General features: G+C 63.7%; 8 protein-coding genes and 2 rRNA genes (1 of these 10 cut by a window edge). 3 read left to right on the plus strand and 7 right to left on the minus strand.

Annotated elements, in window-relative coordinates:
* Window positions 1-223: 223 nt before the first annotated feature.
* Window positions 224-3,235: a TonB-dependent receptor gene (locus tag ACN9M2_RS17800; RefSeq protein ID WP_426285947.1), complete on the minus strand. Its 3,012-nt coding sequence runs from the start codon at window positions 3,233-3,235 to the stop codon at window positions 224-226.
* Between the two features lie 604 nt (window positions 3,236-3,839).
* On the opposite strand from ACN9M2_RS17800, the gene ACN9M2_RS17805 reads away from it, so the two are divergent.
* Window positions 3,840-4,448 (plus strand): helix-turn-helix domain-containing protein, encoded by a 609-nt coding sequence (locus ACN9M2_RS17805; protein ID WP_426285948.1) that lies wholly within the window; start codon window positions 3,840-3,842, stop codon window positions 4,446-4,448.
* A 58-nt stretch (window positions 4,449-4,506) separates the two neighbouring features.
* Here the strand turns inward: ACN9M2_RS17805 and glyS are convergent, their stop codons facing one another.
* Window positions 4,507-6,651, minus strand: a complete 2,145-nt coding sequence (glyS, locus tag ACN9M2_RS17810) for a glycine--tRNA ligase subunit beta (protein ID WP_426285949.1) — start codon at window positions 6,649-6,651, stop codon at window positions 4,507-4,509.
* The gene (gene glyQ / locus ACN9M2_RS17815) at window positions 6,641-7,555 is read right to left on the minus strand and encodes a glycine--tRNA ligase subunit alpha (protein WP_371022273.1); all 915 of its coding nucleotides are present in this window, start codon (window positions 7,553-7,555) and stop codon (window positions 6,641-6,643) included. The genes glyS and glyQ overlap by 11 nt, the downstream gene beginning before the upstream one ends.
* A 65-nt stretch (window positions 7,556-7,620) precedes the next feature.
* Here glyQ and ACN9M2_RS17820 point away from each other — a divergent pair, with 65 nt between their 5' ends.
* The gene (locus ACN9M2_RS17820) at window positions 7,621-9,435 is read left to right on the plus strand and encodes a GspE/PulE family protein (RefSeq protein WP_426285950.1); all 1,815 of its coding nucleotides are present in this window, start codon (window positions 7,621-7,623) and stop codon (window positions 9,433-9,435) included.
* The gene (locus ACN9M2_RS17825; RefSeq protein ID WP_426285951.1) at window positions 9,432-10,169 is read left to right on the plus strand and encodes a glutamine amidotransferase; all 738 of its coding nucleotides are present in this window, start codon (window positions 9,432-9,434) and stop codon (window positions 10,167-10,169) included. The genes ACN9M2_RS17820 and ACN9M2_RS17825 overlap by 4 nt, the downstream gene beginning before the upstream one ends.
* On the opposite strand, the gene ACN9M2_RS17830 is transcribed toward ACN9M2_RS17825, so the two are convergent.
* From ACN9M2_RS17830 to ACN9M2_RS17845, 4 genes are all read right to left on the minus strand, one after another.
* On the minus strand, window positions 10,158-10,841 hold the full coding sequence (locus ACN9M2_RS17830) for a rhomboid family intramembrane serine protease (protein WP_306849515.1): 684 nt from the start codon (window positions 10,839-10,841) through the stop codon (window positions 10,158-10,160). The genes ACN9M2_RS17825 and ACN9M2_RS17830 overlap by 12 nt on opposite strands.
* 2 nt (window positions 10,842-10,843) lie before the next feature.
* Window positions 10,844-12,451 carry an AAA family ATPase gene (locus tag ACN9M2_RS17835; protein ID WP_426285952.1) on the minus strand — a complete coding sequence of 536 codons (1,608 nt, stop codon included), beginning with the start codon at window positions 12,449-12,451 and terminating at the stop codon, window positions 10,844-10,846.
* A 464-nt stretch (window positions 12,452-12,915) separates the two neighbouring features.
* Window positions 12,916-13,030 (minus strand): 5S ribosomal RNA (rrf, locus tag ACN9M2_RS17840).
* A gap of 121 nt (window positions 13,031-13,151) precedes the next feature.
* Window positions 13,152-14,524 (minus strand): 23S ribosomal RNA (locus ACN9M2_RS17845) (it continues 1,512 nt past the right edge of the window).

Consider the following 14,524-nt stretch of genomic DNA (forward strand, 5'->3'; position numbering starts at 1 on the left):
AAATTATTTACAAGGGATCGGCAGTTTTTCTTGGCCCCCAGCAAGCCATGACTGCCCCTAAAAGGAAGCAAAACGGTCAAAATTTGGTTACAAATGAAACGCTTCCGTTAAAAAAAAATGCCCCCGGCGGGAGACGCCGAGGGCAATCTGGGGAGACGCTTTTCCTTGTCGTCAGGGCGTAAACGCCCCGCGACCCTTTCTTCTTTTAACCTTTTAAAGCGAACTACAGCGAGAAGTCGTAACGCGCCGTCAGACGGAAGCTACGCGGCACGGAGAAGCTGAGCGGACGACCATAAGTCGGGCTGAGCGTGCCATCGGCCGTCTGGTAGGTCTCGTCGATGTTCTGCTCGCGCTGCTGGTTGAAGACGTTGAACACATCCACCTTCAGCGACAGGTCGTGATTGAACATCGCCGGACGATATTCAGCACTGAGCGCGAGCTGATAGGTCCACGGCAGGCGACCACGCGAGCCACGCGGCGCTTCGCCGTCGCAGTAGAAATACGAAGATCCGTACTGGTACACGTCAGGATCGCGCACGCCCAGGCAGTTCTTGGGACGGCCCGACATGGCGGACAGGTTCGCACCGAACAACCATTCCGGCGTCGCCTGCCAGAAGCCATAAGCCTTCAGCTGGTGACGTCGATCGCTGGGCAGCGGACCATTCGATCCGATCATCAGTTCCGGGTAATCCCAGTCCTGCGTGACGGAAGGATCGAGCTGGCCGATGTCCGACTTCAGCAGGCCTTCGGAGTTACCGAAGCTGTGCGACCAGACGTACTCGGCGCGACCGTAGAACTGGTTGTTGAACTGGTGTTCGACGTAGAGGTTGAGCGCCAGGTACTTACGCTTGAGGTCCGGAAAACCGAGGTCTTCCTTGGTGAGCTTGACCTGCTCGTAACGACCATCGGCGTCCAGGTCGATCGTGAACGTATTGCCCTTGCCCGGGTTGAACAGGAGGCATCCGGGAATTTCCGCGTCGGGGCTGATCGTGACGTTGTTCTTCTCGGCCCAGGCTTCGATCGGGCGGCTGTCGCAGATATCGTCGATGACGCTCTTGAGCTTGCGGTAGGTAGCCTTCGCACCGATCGTCCAATCGGTCGAGAGCTGCTTGTCGAAGCCGAGAATGTACTCGTCCTGGTAATAGGCACTCAGGTTCTTGGCCGACAACGTCTTCGGATCGGGAGCGCTGCCGTCGGCGCCGTTCGCGTAATGGATATCGGAGATCGGCGTGGGATTGATCGGCGCGTTCGTCGTCGGATCGATGCCGCTGTAGGTGAAGTACTGACGCTCGAACAACTGCGGGCCCGCGCCGCGGATGGCGACGTTGGAAGGAATGGCGAGGTGGTACCGGCCTGCATTGGCGTAGATCTTCAAGGTCGAGTCGCCGAAGACATCCCAGGTGACACCCAGGCGCGGAGCAAGCTGGTGGCGCTGTTTCACGAACACGACACCATCGGTGTTGAAGTTCTTGAACTGCTCGTTACGCAGGCCCAGGTATGCCAACCAGTTCTGTGAGATCTGCCAGTGGTCTTCGATGAACTGCGCTTCCTGCTCGACCTTGACGTTACCGGCGGCGCGGAAAATCTGGCGACGGACGATTTCGGTCGAGCCCGGCGGGATGGCCAGTTCCGGGAAGCCCGAAACGGTACCCGAAGCGGGAGGGGTGCTATACGTCCACAACGCACCGCCTTGCACGGCAAGGCCGCCGTACGATTCCGCCGTCTGGTTGTCGATACCGACGCGCAGGTCGTGATCGCCGATGCTGTACTGCACATCGAAGCGCCAGTTCTTGACCTTGTCCTGTGCGCCCGGCGCGATGAGGTTGCCCTGCACCGGCGCGCAGCTGACGCGCTTGAGCGATGCGGGAACGTTTCGGTTATCGACGATGTTCGGGCACACGACACCGGCGGCGCCGGACACGTTATCCACGTGATCGGTCTTGCTGTGGCCGTAGAGCGCGTCGATGGTCAGCGAGTCGGTGATGTACCCGGTGTACTTGCCGATGTACATGATGCCGCCCGGCGTCGAATTGGCCGTGCCGATGTTCTTCTGGTGTTCGGAGCCGATCAACGCCTTGCGCGAGAGGGTCTCGTAGTCATACGAATAGATGGTGGTGTCGTTGAGGTTGGTATCGCCGATGCCGGTCAACTCGAGGATGTGGCTATCGGTGATGTTCCAGTCGATCTTGCCCAACCAGTGGTTCGCCTTCAGCGGACCATCGAACGAGGTCTGGGTGAGGACGTTGGTGACGCCATCGGAACCGTCCGTGCGCACGACGTCGGCCGCGGCATAGACGAACAGCTTGTCCTTGATCAGCGGGCCGCTGAAATACAGGCCGTACAGGGTATCGGTCGTCTTGTTGCCCTTGCGGTACTGGTAAAGCGCGCCGTCGGTGACGTTACCCGAGGTCTTCGGATAATAGATATTCCTCGGGTCCGCCTTCAGCGCGCGCGGGCTCCATTGCACCTGCGCGCCGAATTTCCACGTATTGCCACCGCGCTTGGTGGTCAGGTTGACGACACCGCCAGTGGAACGGCCGTATTCGGCGCCGTAGCCGCCCGTCAGGATCTGCTGCTGGTCGATGGCGTCGAACGGCAAGGTGGCGAAGCCCAGGCCGGTCAGCGGGTTCGTCACCGCGAAGCCGTTGATATAGTACTGGTTCTCGGCGGCGGAGGCGCCACCGAACGAGACGACACCACCGTAGCGGGAGTCGCCACTGACGACGCCGGGAGCCAGCAGGGCGGCGGCATTGACGTTCGAGGCGACCGGGATACGCTGCAGCTGCTCGGCGGTTAGCACGGTGCGCGAATCGACCGACGATACGTCGATCGCCGGGAGTGCGGTACCCGTTACCTGCACGCCTTCGAGACTGGTAGCCGAGGAGGCCGAGGCGGCGGCGGCAAAGGAGACGTCGGTACCGGAACCGATGTTCACCTGTACGTCGCGCGTCGCGACGGTCGTGCCGTTGCGCTCGAGCGACACCTTGTAGTGACCGACCGGCAGCGACGTGGCGCGGAAGCGGCCGTCCGCCGGAAGCGGCACGTCACGGGACAAGCCTGTGTCCACGTTGACGATGTGCACGGTCGCGCCCGCAGCGTCGTCGGCATGGCCGAAGATCACGCCGGATGCGTTCGACTGCGCATGGACAACGCCGCCGCAGGCGAGGCTGACACCGAGCGCCGTAGCGAGGGCAGTGCGGCGGAAAGGCCGGCTGCCGTACTTCAAAACATTCATTTGTGACTCCCCAAGTAGACCGCACTTCCCCAGTGCGTTCGGAATAACGTGCGCACTCACCCGCCCGGCACGAAAAACGGCCGGTGGAATACGAGCGAGGTTTTTTGATTTGAAATCCGCGCAGTACGCCGCACCGGCCCATGGCCGGCGAAAGCGAAATGCGGGACTCCCCCCTGATGCCCCTGGCGCGCGACTCTCCCCCTTAGAACGCGTCGCGCGAGATGACGTATAGCGCAGGATTTTGCGACCTACAACAGGAAAATAACGCTAAAAATACTGTGCTCGGCAATAACTTACGCATTGATATAACGACTTGACCAACGTCTTTGGTGTAAAGATCAAGGACTTATCGTCACGATCAGGATGACTAATGGCACATGACCATTCCGCCGGGTAGGAAACATTCCTAGCAAGATGTGGTGATTATTCGTGCGTCACACCCCGTCTTCCGGAGGTATTCGCTGCCGAGGCAGCGAGAAACTACGGAAACTTCCGGCATGAAAGGCTTTCGAAGGCTAGTCGCTGTACACCAACCATCAGGTTCGCGCGTTGGTTGCGCGTAATCGCCGGGGGGCGGCCTTCTGAATCACGAGGTTTCAATCGCATGAACGACAATACACGGGGATCCATCCTGGCCGACGCCGCCCATGTGGGGCTGGAAACCGGGCGCGTCGACACCGCGGTGCCGACGTCCTCGTTTGCCACCCGCGTCCGCGCGGTCATCAAGATGTGCGGCAGCGTCAGTGAGATCGCCCGCCGCTGCGGCTTCTCCGAGGGCGTCGTGCGCAGCTGGCGTGACGGCAACACCGACCCTTCCCGGGGCCGGTGCGTGACGATGGCCAAGACCTTGGGCCTGTCGCTGGTCTGGCTCGCCGCCGGCGAGGGCCCCATGATGCTCGACGGGTCGGGCGACGACGCCGTGGCACGCACCGAGTCCAAGGAGTCCGCGCGTGGCCGCGATGGCCGCGAGATATCGACCACCGCTCCGGGCGTGCTGGACCCGTCGCGCCTCGCCGCGGCGATGAAGCTGCTGCAGTCGGACATCGAGATGGCCGGCAGCCGCTTCTCTCCCGTGCGCCACGCCGACCTGGTGGCCGAGATGTATTCGATCCTCAGCCGCTCGGGCGAGCAGGATTACGCGGACCGGATGGTCGCGTTCAGGCGTACGGTGGTATCGCGCATCCACGACGACAAGGGCGTGGCGGCCGCCTGATGCCGCGCCTACGCGTTGGCGCGCGAGTTACCGCGCGCCACACGTCATGTCCGCGAGGTCAAAGCCGTGAAATATCGGCGATCGCTCCGAAACTGGCCTTCAATTGCGCCAGAAGCGCCAGGCGGTTGCTCCGCACCGCTGGATTCTCGGCGTTGACCAGCACGTCGTCGAAGAAGCGATCGACGGGCGCTTGCAGCGCCGACAGCCGCGCCAGCGTGCCGGTGTAGTCGCCATTGGCCAGCAACGTCTGGCTATCGGCGCGGGCGGCGTCCAGCGCCGCATGCAACTCACGCTCCGCATCCAGCTCGAAATGCGCCGGGTCGACCGTGCCCGGGATAGGCGACGCGTTCGCTTCCTCCGCCTGCTTGCGCAGGATGTTGGCGACGCGCTTGTTCGCCGCGGCCAGGCTGGCCGCCTCGGCGCGACGGGCGAATTCGCCCACGGCGCGCAGGCGGCGGTCGAAGTCGGGCAACGTGGCCGGTGTCACGGCCAGCACGGCTTCGAACTGGTCGGCCGAATAGCCCTGGTCGGCGTAATAGCCGCGCAGACGATCGAGCACGAAGGCGTGGACCTCGTCGCCGAGTTCGCGGCGGCGGGCGCCGATGTCGACGGCCGGGGCCTTGCCGTCCTTGCCGGGCTTCACGCCGGCGATCAGGGCGGCTTCCGGAACCAGTTCGAACGCCTCCGTCAGGGTGGCGCGCAGGTCGATGTCCAGGCCACCCTCGATGAGCGTGCGCGCCAGACCCAGCGCGGCGCGGCGCAGGGCGAACGGGTCCTTGTTGCCGCTGGGCTTCAGGCCGACGGCGAAGATGCCCGCGAGCGTGTCCAGGCGCTCCGCCACGGCCAGCACCTGGCCGACCTTGCCGGCGGCGATGGCGTCGCCACCGAAACGCGGCTGGTAGAAGCTGTCGAGCGCGTCGGCCACCTCGGTCGCGATACCCTGGCGCGTGGCGTAATAACGGCCCATCACGCCCTGCAACTCGGGGAATTCGCCGACCATCCGCGTGAGCAGGTCGCATTTCGCCAGCGCGGCGGCGTGGGTGGCCTGGCCGGCATCGACGCCGACCCGGTTGGCGATGATGCGCGCCAGTTCGGCGACCCGCACGGTCTTGTCCCACAGGCTGCCGAGCGACTGTTGATAGGTGACGTTCTTCAGGCCTTCCTGGTAATCGGCCAGGGGGGTCTTGAGGTCCTCGTCCCAGAAGAACTTCGCGTCGGCGAAGCGCGGGCGGATCACGCGCTCGTAGCCTTTGCGGATTTCCGCGGGATCGCGGCTTTCGATGTTGGCCACGCCGATGAAGTGTTCCGTGAGCCTGCCCTCGGCATCGAACACCGGGACGAACTTCTGGTTGGTCTCCATGGTGGTGACCAGCGCCTCGGGCGGCACGTCGAGGAACTCACGCTCGAACGTGCAAGCGATGGCGACCGGCCATTCGGTGAGGTTGGCGATCTCGTCGAGCAAGCCTTCGGAGAGGCGCGGGATGCCACCGGTGGCGACGCGGGCGACCTCGTCGCGTACACGCTGGCGACGCGCGGCGGGGTCGGCGATGACGTGCGCATGGCGCAATGCGTCGAGCCAGCTGTCGGCATCCGCCACGTGCACCGGCTTGGGATGGTGGAAGCGGTGGCCGCTGCTGAGGCGGCCGCTCTTCAACCCGAGGATTTCACCCTCGACGATATCCGCGCCATGCAGCATCAGCAGCGTGTGCACCGGGCGCACGAAGCTGTCTTCACGGTTGCCCCAGCGCATGGCCTTGGGGATCGGCAGCGCCTTGAGGGATTCGGCCACGATCTCGGGCAAGAGCGCCGCCGTGGACTGGCCGGGCTTCACCGCGCGGAAGACGAACCATGCGCCCTTGTCGGTCTCGAGCTTCTCCAGCGCGGAGACCTCGACGCCGCAGGACTGTGCGAAACCGACCAGCGCCTTGCTGGGTTCACCGTCGGCGCCAAGGCTGGCGGCCACGGCGGGACCGCGGCGTTCCACGTTCTGCTCGGGCTGGGCCACGGCGACGTCCGCGATGTGCACAGCGAGGCGGCGAGGCGATGCGTAGGTTTTCGCCGAAGCGTAGTCTGCGGCGACGCCGCGCTTTTCCAGGCCCTCGACGACACCGCGTGCGAAGGCGCCGGCAAGATCGTCGAGTGCCTTCGGCGGCAGTTCCTCGGTGCCCAGCTCGATGACGAGGGGCAGTCGCTTATCGGCCATGGACGGCCTCCTTGTCGTTCTTCAGACCCGGAAAACCCAGCTTCTCGCGCTGTGCCACATAGGCCTCGGCCACGCTGCGGGCCAGCGTGCGCACGCGCAGGATGTAGCGCTGGCGTTCGGTCACGCTGATGGCGCGCCGCGCGTCGAGCAGGTTGAAGGCGTGGCTGGCCTTGCAGACCTGCTCGTATGCGGGCAACGGCAGCCCGGCGGCGATCAGCTTGCCCGCTTCGCCCTCGCAGACGTCGAACCAGTGCAGCAGCTCGGCCACGTTGGCGTATTCGAAGTTATAGGTGCTCTGCTCCACCTCGTTCTGGTGGAACACGTCGCCGTAGGTCACCACGCCGTGGGGGGCATGCGTCCATACGATGTCGTAGATGCTGTCGACGTTCTGCAGGTACATCACCAGGCGTTCGAGGCCATAGGTGATCTCGCCCGTCACGGGGCGGCACTCCAGGCCGCCAGCCTGCTGGAAGTAGGTGAACTGAGTCACCTCCATGCCGTTCAGCCAGACTTCCCAGCCGAGGCCCCAGGCACCCAGGGTGGGCGATTCCCAGTTGTCCTCGACGAAGCGCAGGTCGTGTACCAGCGGATCGATGCCCAGCGCCTTCAGCGAGCCGATGTAGCGTTCGAGGATGTCGTCCGGATTCGGCTTGAGCACCACCTGGTACTGGTAGTAGTGCTGCAGGCGGTTCGGGTTATCGCCGTAGCGGCCGTCCGTCGGGCGGCGGCAAGGCTGCACGTAGGCGGCGGCCCAGGGCTCGGGTCCGAGCGCGCGGAGGAAGGTCGCGGGGTGGAACGTACCCGCGCCGACCTCGGTGTCGAGCGGCTGGACCAGCACGCAGCCCTGGTCCGCCCAATAGCGGTTCAGGGTCTGGATCACGTCTTGGAAGGTGGGCGCGGACATGGTTCCCGAGTCCTTGAGAAAGCGGGCTAGTATAGCGGCGTAGGATTCACACAGGGTCGGACGCAATGGCAGTCAATCCGCAACCCGGCGCGCTGCTCGGCCGCCGAGGCCGGCTGGAACTGGACGAGGTGCTCGCCTCGCTCGTCGTCGACGGGTACCTCACCGGCGAGGACGCCAAGCGTGTCCGCATGAGTTCGCGCAGCGGCAAGTCAGCCATCGAACTGCACCCCCTGGTCCTGGTCGCCAACAGCAAGCTGGAGAACCGCCGGGAGGCTGGCCGTCCGCTCAGCCTGGAGACCCTGATGGAATGGCTGGCCGGCAAGGCCGACCTGCCCTATCTCAAGATCGACCCGATGAAGGTCAACGTGGCCCAGGTCACCCAGGTGGTGAGCAGCGCCTACGCGCAGCGCCACCGCATCCTGCCTGTGGCGGCGTCCTCCCTGGAGGTCACCTTCGCCACGGCCGAGCCCTTCGACATGGCCTGGGCCAACGATCTGGCCCAGATGCTCCGCCGCGACGTCCGCCGGGTGGTGTCGAACCCGATCGACATCAACCGCTACCTGCTCGAGTTCTACGGCGTGCAGCGGTCGATCCAGCTCGCCCAGGACAAGGGTGGCGGCGAGCCCAACAAGATCATCAACTTCGAACAGCTGGTGGAGCTCGGCAAGGCCGGCGAAGTGGGCGCGGACGATCGCCATGTCGTGCACATCGTCGACTGGCTGCTGCAATACGCGTTCGAACAACGCGCATCGGACATCCACCTCGAGCCGCGTCGCGATGCCGGGCAGATGCGCTTCCGTATCGACGGCGTGATGCAGAAGGTGTTCGAGCTGCCACCGCCGGTGATGACCGCCGTGACGGCCCGTGTGAAGATCCTCTCCCGCATGGACGTGGCGGAAAAGCGCCGCCCGCAGGATGGCCGCATCAAGACGCGGTCGGCGGGTGGCCGCGAAGTGGAACTGCGTATATCCACCATGCCGACCGCCTTCGGTGAGAAGGTGGTGATGCGTATCTTCGACCCCGACCTGGTGATGAAGGATTTCGCGCAGCTGGGCTTTTCTGTCGAGGAAGACCGCATCTGGCGAGGCATGGTCGAGCGTCCGCACGGCATCGTGCTGGTGACCGGCCCCACCGGCTCGGGCAAGACCACGACGCTCTACTCGACGCTGAAGCACCTCGCGCGGCCGGAACTCAACGTCTGCACGGTCGAAGATCCGATCGAGATGGTCTCGCCCGAGCTCAACCAGATGCAGGTGCAACCCGCGATCGAACTGGATTTCGCCGCTGGCGTGCGCACGCTGCTGCGCCAGGATCCGGACATCATCATGATCGGTGAGATCCGCGACCTGGAAACCGCGCAGATGGCCGTGCAAGCCTCGCTCACCGGCCACCTGGTGCTATCGACACTGCATACCAACGATTCGCCGAGCGCGGTGACCCGCCTGCTCGACCTGGGCGTGCCGCACTACCTCATCCAGTCCACGCTGACGGGCGTCGTCGCACAACGATTGGTGCGCACGCTTTGCCCGCACTGCAAGTCGGCAGGTACACAAGACCCTGTTTCGTGGGCTGTGCTTACCCATGGATGGGACGTGCCCGTGCCGGAACGCGTATTCGAGCCGGTCGGGTGCCTGGAATGCCGCAAGACGGGCTTCCTCGGCCGCACCGGCGTCTACGAGATGATGCCCGTCTCCGCAAGGCTTCGTTCGATCATTTCGTCCGAGCTCGACCTCGGCAAGTTCGGCGACGCGGCCTTGCGCGAGGGCATGAAACCGCTGCGCATTTCGGCGGCCATGCAGGTGGCCGCCGGGCTCACTACCGTACGGGAAGTACTCAACGTGCTTCCACCCACCGATATCGACGACAGCACCCAGCCATGAAGCCCGTTCTCATCGTTCGTACCGGGCGCGCGCCCGAGACCATCAGCGCTCGCCATGGCGATTTTCCGCGCTGGTTCCGCCTGGGCTTGCGTCTTCGTGACGCGCATGTTCGCGTGATCGACGTCGAGCAGGGCGATCGCCTGCCCGATCCTGATGACTGCGCCGGCGCCGTGATCACCGGTTCCGCGTCGATGGTGACGGAGAAACTGCCCTGGAGCGAACGCACGGCGGCGTGGATTCGCAATGCGATGGACGTGGACCTGCCCATGCTGGGCGTGTGCTACGGACATCAACTGATGTCGCATGCGCTAGGGGGCCGGGTGGATTACCTGCCCGGCGGCCGTGAAATGGGCACGCTGCGCATCGTGACCCAGGGCGATGCGGAGAAAGACGCCCTCGGCGCGGGCCTGCCACAGGAATTCCACGCCCATGCCACGCACGAGCAGAGCGTCATGGAGTTACCCCGTGGCGCAGTGTCGTTGGCGCGGTCCGATCGTGATCCGCACCACCTCGTCCGCTACGGCAAGCACGCGATCAGCACGCAGTTCCATCCGGAGTTCTCAGCCGAGGTGATGCGCGCCTATATCCGACGCAAGCACGACGTGCTGCGTGAGGAAGGCCATGCTCCCGACGCCTTGCTTGCCGCGGTCGTACCTACGCCCGATGCGACGATGCTGCTGCGCCACTTCGTACGCGAGCACCTGCTCGCGTCAAGCGAGATGTCAGCCGCGTAGACGGCGGGCGATGGCGCCGCGTGAGAACAGCGCGAACACGATGCCGAACAGGAAGCCGCCGATGTGGGTCCACCAGACGACGGCACCGTAACTGGCGCCCGCATAGCTGAAAAGCAACTGCACGAGGGCCCAGATGCCGATCAGCACGAAGGCAGGCACACGGACGAACTCGAGGTACAGGCCGAGTGGCAGCACCAGGCCTAGCTTCGCACGCGGGAACAACGTGACATAGGCACCCACCACCGCGGATACCGCACCGCTGCAGCCGATGATCGCCACGCGCACGCCGGTTAGCGAGATCGCGCCGATGAGGTTGGCGACGACACCACCGAGCAGGAACAGCAGCAGGAATCGCGGCGATCCGAGGCTCCGTTCGGCGGGCAGGCTGAAGATCACGAGGAAGAGCAGGTTGCTCAACAGATGCAGCCAGCCGCCATGGATGAACATGGCCGTGAACAGGCGCAGCAGCGCGGGGTCGCTCACCTGCTCCCACAAGGGCAAGCCGGTACCGAACAGGTGCGCCGGCACCGTGCCCCAATGCAGCATGATCGAGATACGCTCGGTGCGGCCACTCAGGGCCAGCGCGACGAAACTCACCACGCATACGATGACGACGAGCATCGTCGCCCAGCACAAGCGGGACCGCCGCCGGGTATCGACCTGGACGAACATGCTCAGGGCACGCCGCGGGCGAGGTGCGGACCGTCGGCTTCCAGCGAAGACAGTGCGAACATGGTTTCCGGCCCCACCACGCCGTCGGCCGCGATGCCGAAGCGCTGTTGCAAGGCGAGCACGCGGGCTTCCACCGTGCGGTCGAAGGTGGTCGCCGCCGTCGCGCTGCCGCTGGCGGTAGGATCGGGCGGCAGACGGCTGAGCAACCAGGCCATCCCGTCACCGCTGGCGCCACGGGCGAGCTTGGAAGGCATTGCCGGGTCGATGCGGAACACGGCGTAGAAACGCCCGTCCCAGATTTTCTCGAAGGCTTCGCGCGTCAGCTCGACGTACTTGCCGCCGAGGTACAGGCGCACGGCTTCGTCCCCCGCACCGACCAGCAGAACCTGCTGTTTCGCGTCAGCCTCATCGAGCTCGAGGACGATGGGACGGTCGAAACGCCGCAGCTGGTCGAGAGAGCCACGGCCGCTGACGCAGGCGAAGCCAGGGAAAATGACGGCATCGCAGTTGATCGCGTTGGCGACGGAGGTTTCCTTCGACGTCACCTGCCAGCGGGCAAGAAGCTCGCCCCAGACGCGCACCTTGCCCAAATCCGGGGTCGGCAGCGCATCGCGGAACTTGGCCAGCGCCTGCTCGGGCGTGACAGTCACCAGGTTCTTGGGCCGCGAGGGGCTGTGGCCGGTGAGGAACCAGGTGGCTACCCCGCCCACGAACAGGATGGCCAGCATCGCCCCGATCGCGAGGATCGGCTTACGGTAGCGTCGCAGCCAGTAGCGTGCGTGGTGCGGCAAGGCTTCGCGCACCACGAAGCCCAGGGCCCGCTCGCCGATAGACTGTTCGCCACGCTCCGCCGCCCTTTCCAGCGCGCGGTGGGCGAGCGTGTTCAAACGCCGCGGATTGCCTTTGCCGTCATCACGCAGGCTGCGCAGGCCGAGGCGACTGAAGGGCATGTGCGAGGTTCCGGCCACGTGCAACCGGTGCCGGACGTACCGCTCGCTTTCTTCGGCATTGAGCGGGACGAGGGGAAGACGGCTACGGATATGCGCTGCCAGTTCCGGCGCGCCTGCACCGGAGAGGCGCTCACGAAGCGAGGGTTCACCGGCCAGCACGATATGGAAGGGCGCGGCAGCCTTCTCGCACGCCGCGAAGAGCCGCGCGACGATGGCCATGTCGCCGTCGCTGAGTTCTTCGGCATCGTCGAGGATCAGCAGGAATCGATGGTTGACGTGGTGCGCGAGCCGCCCGAGCCCTGCGGCCAGGCCATCGACGAGGTGCTCTTGGGTATTGGCCTCGGCGCTCAACGGCAACGGCAAGCCGAAGCCGGCATAGAGGGAGCGGAGCCAGGCAACGGTTTCCAGTGCATAGTCGCCGGCGCCGTGGCGCACCGCGCGCACGCCGTGGTTCGGCGCATCCGCCTCGATGAGCATGCACAGCAGCGTCTTGCCGATACCCGGCTCGCCTGTCACCAGACTGATGCTGGAGGTGCTGGAGCCAAGCTCGTATTCGACATGCGCGAGGATCTCCCGCTCGCGCGTGAACAGGCACGCGAACCGAAGGTCCGGTGCATCGCCGAACGGAGGCTCGCGCAACCCGAAAGTCTGTAGATACATGGGCCTAATGTAGCCGATCGGCCGTGATCGGGGATCATGACCGATAGCCCCTCCTTGGTGGCTTTGGTGGGAGCCGGCCGAGTCGGCGATAGGTGCGTGCGGTGAGCAGGCCCGCTGCCGCGGGATCGCCGACTCGGTCGGCTCCCACCGGGCCAAGAAAAAACCCGGCCTCTGATGAGGCCGGGTTTTTAGGATAAAGCCCCTGGCGGTGACCTGTTGCAGTACGTGCCCGTTGGGCACGACAGCAACGCCACAAAGACGAAGGCCTCCCCAATCGGGGAGGCCTTCTAGATAAAGCCCCTGGCGGTGACCTGTTGCGGGTCGCGCTGCGCGCCAAGAAAAAACCCGGCCTCTGATGAGACCGGGTTTTTAGGATAAAGCCCCTGGCGGTGACCTGTTGCGGGTCGCGCTGCGCGCCAAGAAAAAACCCGGCCTCTGATGAGACCGGGTTTTTAGGATAAAGCCCCTGGCGGTGACCTACTCTTGCATGGCTTGAGCCACACTACCATCGGCGCATGCGCGTTTCACTTCTGAGTTCGGGATGGGATCAGGTGGGACCACGCCGCTATAGCCGCCAGGGAAGGGGTGGGAGCAGCGCGTTAAGCGCCGGCTCCACAGAGGGTGTAAACGAGTGACAAGCGTCCGGGTTTTAGTCGAACCGCGAGTAAGAGATTAAGACGGTGAAGCGTCTTGGGGTTATATGGTCAAGCCTCACGGCTCATTAGTACGCGTAAGCTCAATGCATTGCTGCACTTCCACACCGCGCCTATCAACCACCTAGTCTTGATGGTGCCTTAAGGAGAGTCAAGCTCTCGGGAGATCTCATCTTGGGGCGTGCTTCCCGCTTAGATGCTTTCAGCGGTTATCACTTCCGTTCGTAGCTACCGGGCAATGCCATGGGCATGACAACCCGAACACCAGCGGAACGTCCACTCCGGTCCTCTCGTACTAGGAGCAGCCCCCCTCAAATCTCCAACGCCCACGACAGATAGGGACCGAACTGTCTCACGACGTTCTGAACCCAGCTCGCGTACCACTTTAAATGGCGAACAGCCATACCCTTGGGACCGGCTACAGCCCCAGGATGTGATGAGCCGACATCGAGGTGCCAAACACCGCCGTCGATATGAACTCTTGGGCGGTATCAGCCTGTTATCCCCGGAGTACCTTTTATCCGTTGAGCGATGGCCCTTCCATACAGAACCACCGGATCACTAAGACCTACTTTCGTACCTGCTTGATCCGTCGATCTCGCAGTCAAGCACGCTTATGCCTTTGCACACAGTGCGCGATGTCCGACCGCGCTGAGCGTACCTTCGTGCTCCTCCGTTACTCTTTGGGAGGAGACCGCCCCAGTCAAACTACCCACCATACACGGTCCCCGATCCGGATTACGGACCTAGGTTAGAACGTCAAGCACTTCAGGGTGGTATTTCAAGGATGGCTCCACCAGAACTAGCGTCCTGGTTTCATAGCCTCCCACCTATCCTACACAGAAGAACTCAACGTTCAGTGTAAAGCTATAGTAAAGGTTCACGGGGTCTTTCCGTCTTGCCGCGGGAACGCTGCATCTTCACAGCGATTTCAATTTCACTGAGTCTCGGGTGGAGACAGCGCCGCTGTCGTTACGCCATTCGTGCAGGTCGGAACTTACCCGACAAGGAATTTCGCTACCTTAGGACCGTTATAGTTACGGCCGCCGTTTACTGGGGCTTCGATCAAGAGCTTCGCCTTGCGGCTGACCCCATCAATTAACCTTCCAGCACCGGGCAGGCGTCACACCCTATACGTCCACTTTCGTGTTTGCAGAGTGCTGTGTTTTTGATAAACAGTCGCAGCGGCCAGGTTACTGCGACCCCTCGATGCTCAGTCACGCACGTGACCACACCAAGAGGCGCACCTTCTCCCGAAGTTACGGTGCCATTTTGCCTAGTTCCTTCACCCGAGTTCTCTCAAGCGCCTTGGGATTCTCACCCTGCCTACCAGTGTCGGTTTACGGTACGGTTTTTCTACAGCTGAAGCTTAGTGGCTTTTCCTGGAAGCGTGGTGTCAGTCACTTCGTCCTCATAGGAC

The organism is Luteibacter sp. E-22 (assembly GCF_049913125.1).
Taxonomy (GTDB): domain Bacteria; phylum Pseudomonadota; class Gammaproteobacteria; order Xanthomonadales; family Rhodanobacteraceae; genus Luteibacter.

Excerpts from the sequence above, each read along its gene's own strand:
- ACN9M2_RS17800 (WP_426285947.1), bottom strand. The coding sequence starts at position 3,235 with ATGAATGTTTTGAAGTACGGCAGCCGGCCTTTCCGCCGCACTGCCCTC.
- ACN9M2_RS17805 (WP_426285948.1), top strand. The coding sequence starts at position 3,840 with ATGAACGACAATACACGGGGATCCATCCTGGCCGACGCCGCCCATGTG.
- glyS (WP_426285949.1), bottom strand. The coding sequence starts at position 6,651 with ATGGCCGATAAGCGACTGCCCCTCGTCATCGAGCTGGGCACCGAGGAA.
- glyQ (WP_371022273.1), bottom strand. The coding sequence starts at position 7,555 with ATGTCCGCGCCCACCTTCCAAGACGTGATCCAGACCCTGAACCGCTAT.
- ACN9M2_RS17820 (WP_426285950.1), top strand. The coding sequence starts at position 7,621 with ATGGCAGTCAATCCGCAACCCGGCGCGCTGCTCGGCCGCCGAGGCCGG.
- ACN9M2_RS17825 (WP_426285951.1), top strand. The coding sequence starts at position 9,432 with ATGAAGCCCGTTCTCATCGTTCGTACCGGGCGCGCGCCCGAGACCATC.
- ACN9M2_RS17830 (WP_306849515.1), bottom strand. The coding sequence starts at position 10,841 with ATGTTCGTCCAGGTCGATACCCGGCGGCGGTCCCGCTTGTGCTGGGCG.
- ACN9M2_RS17835 (WP_426285952.1), bottom strand. The coding sequence starts at position 12,451 with ATGTATCTACAGACTTTCGGGTTGCGCGAGCCTCCGTTCGGCGATGCA.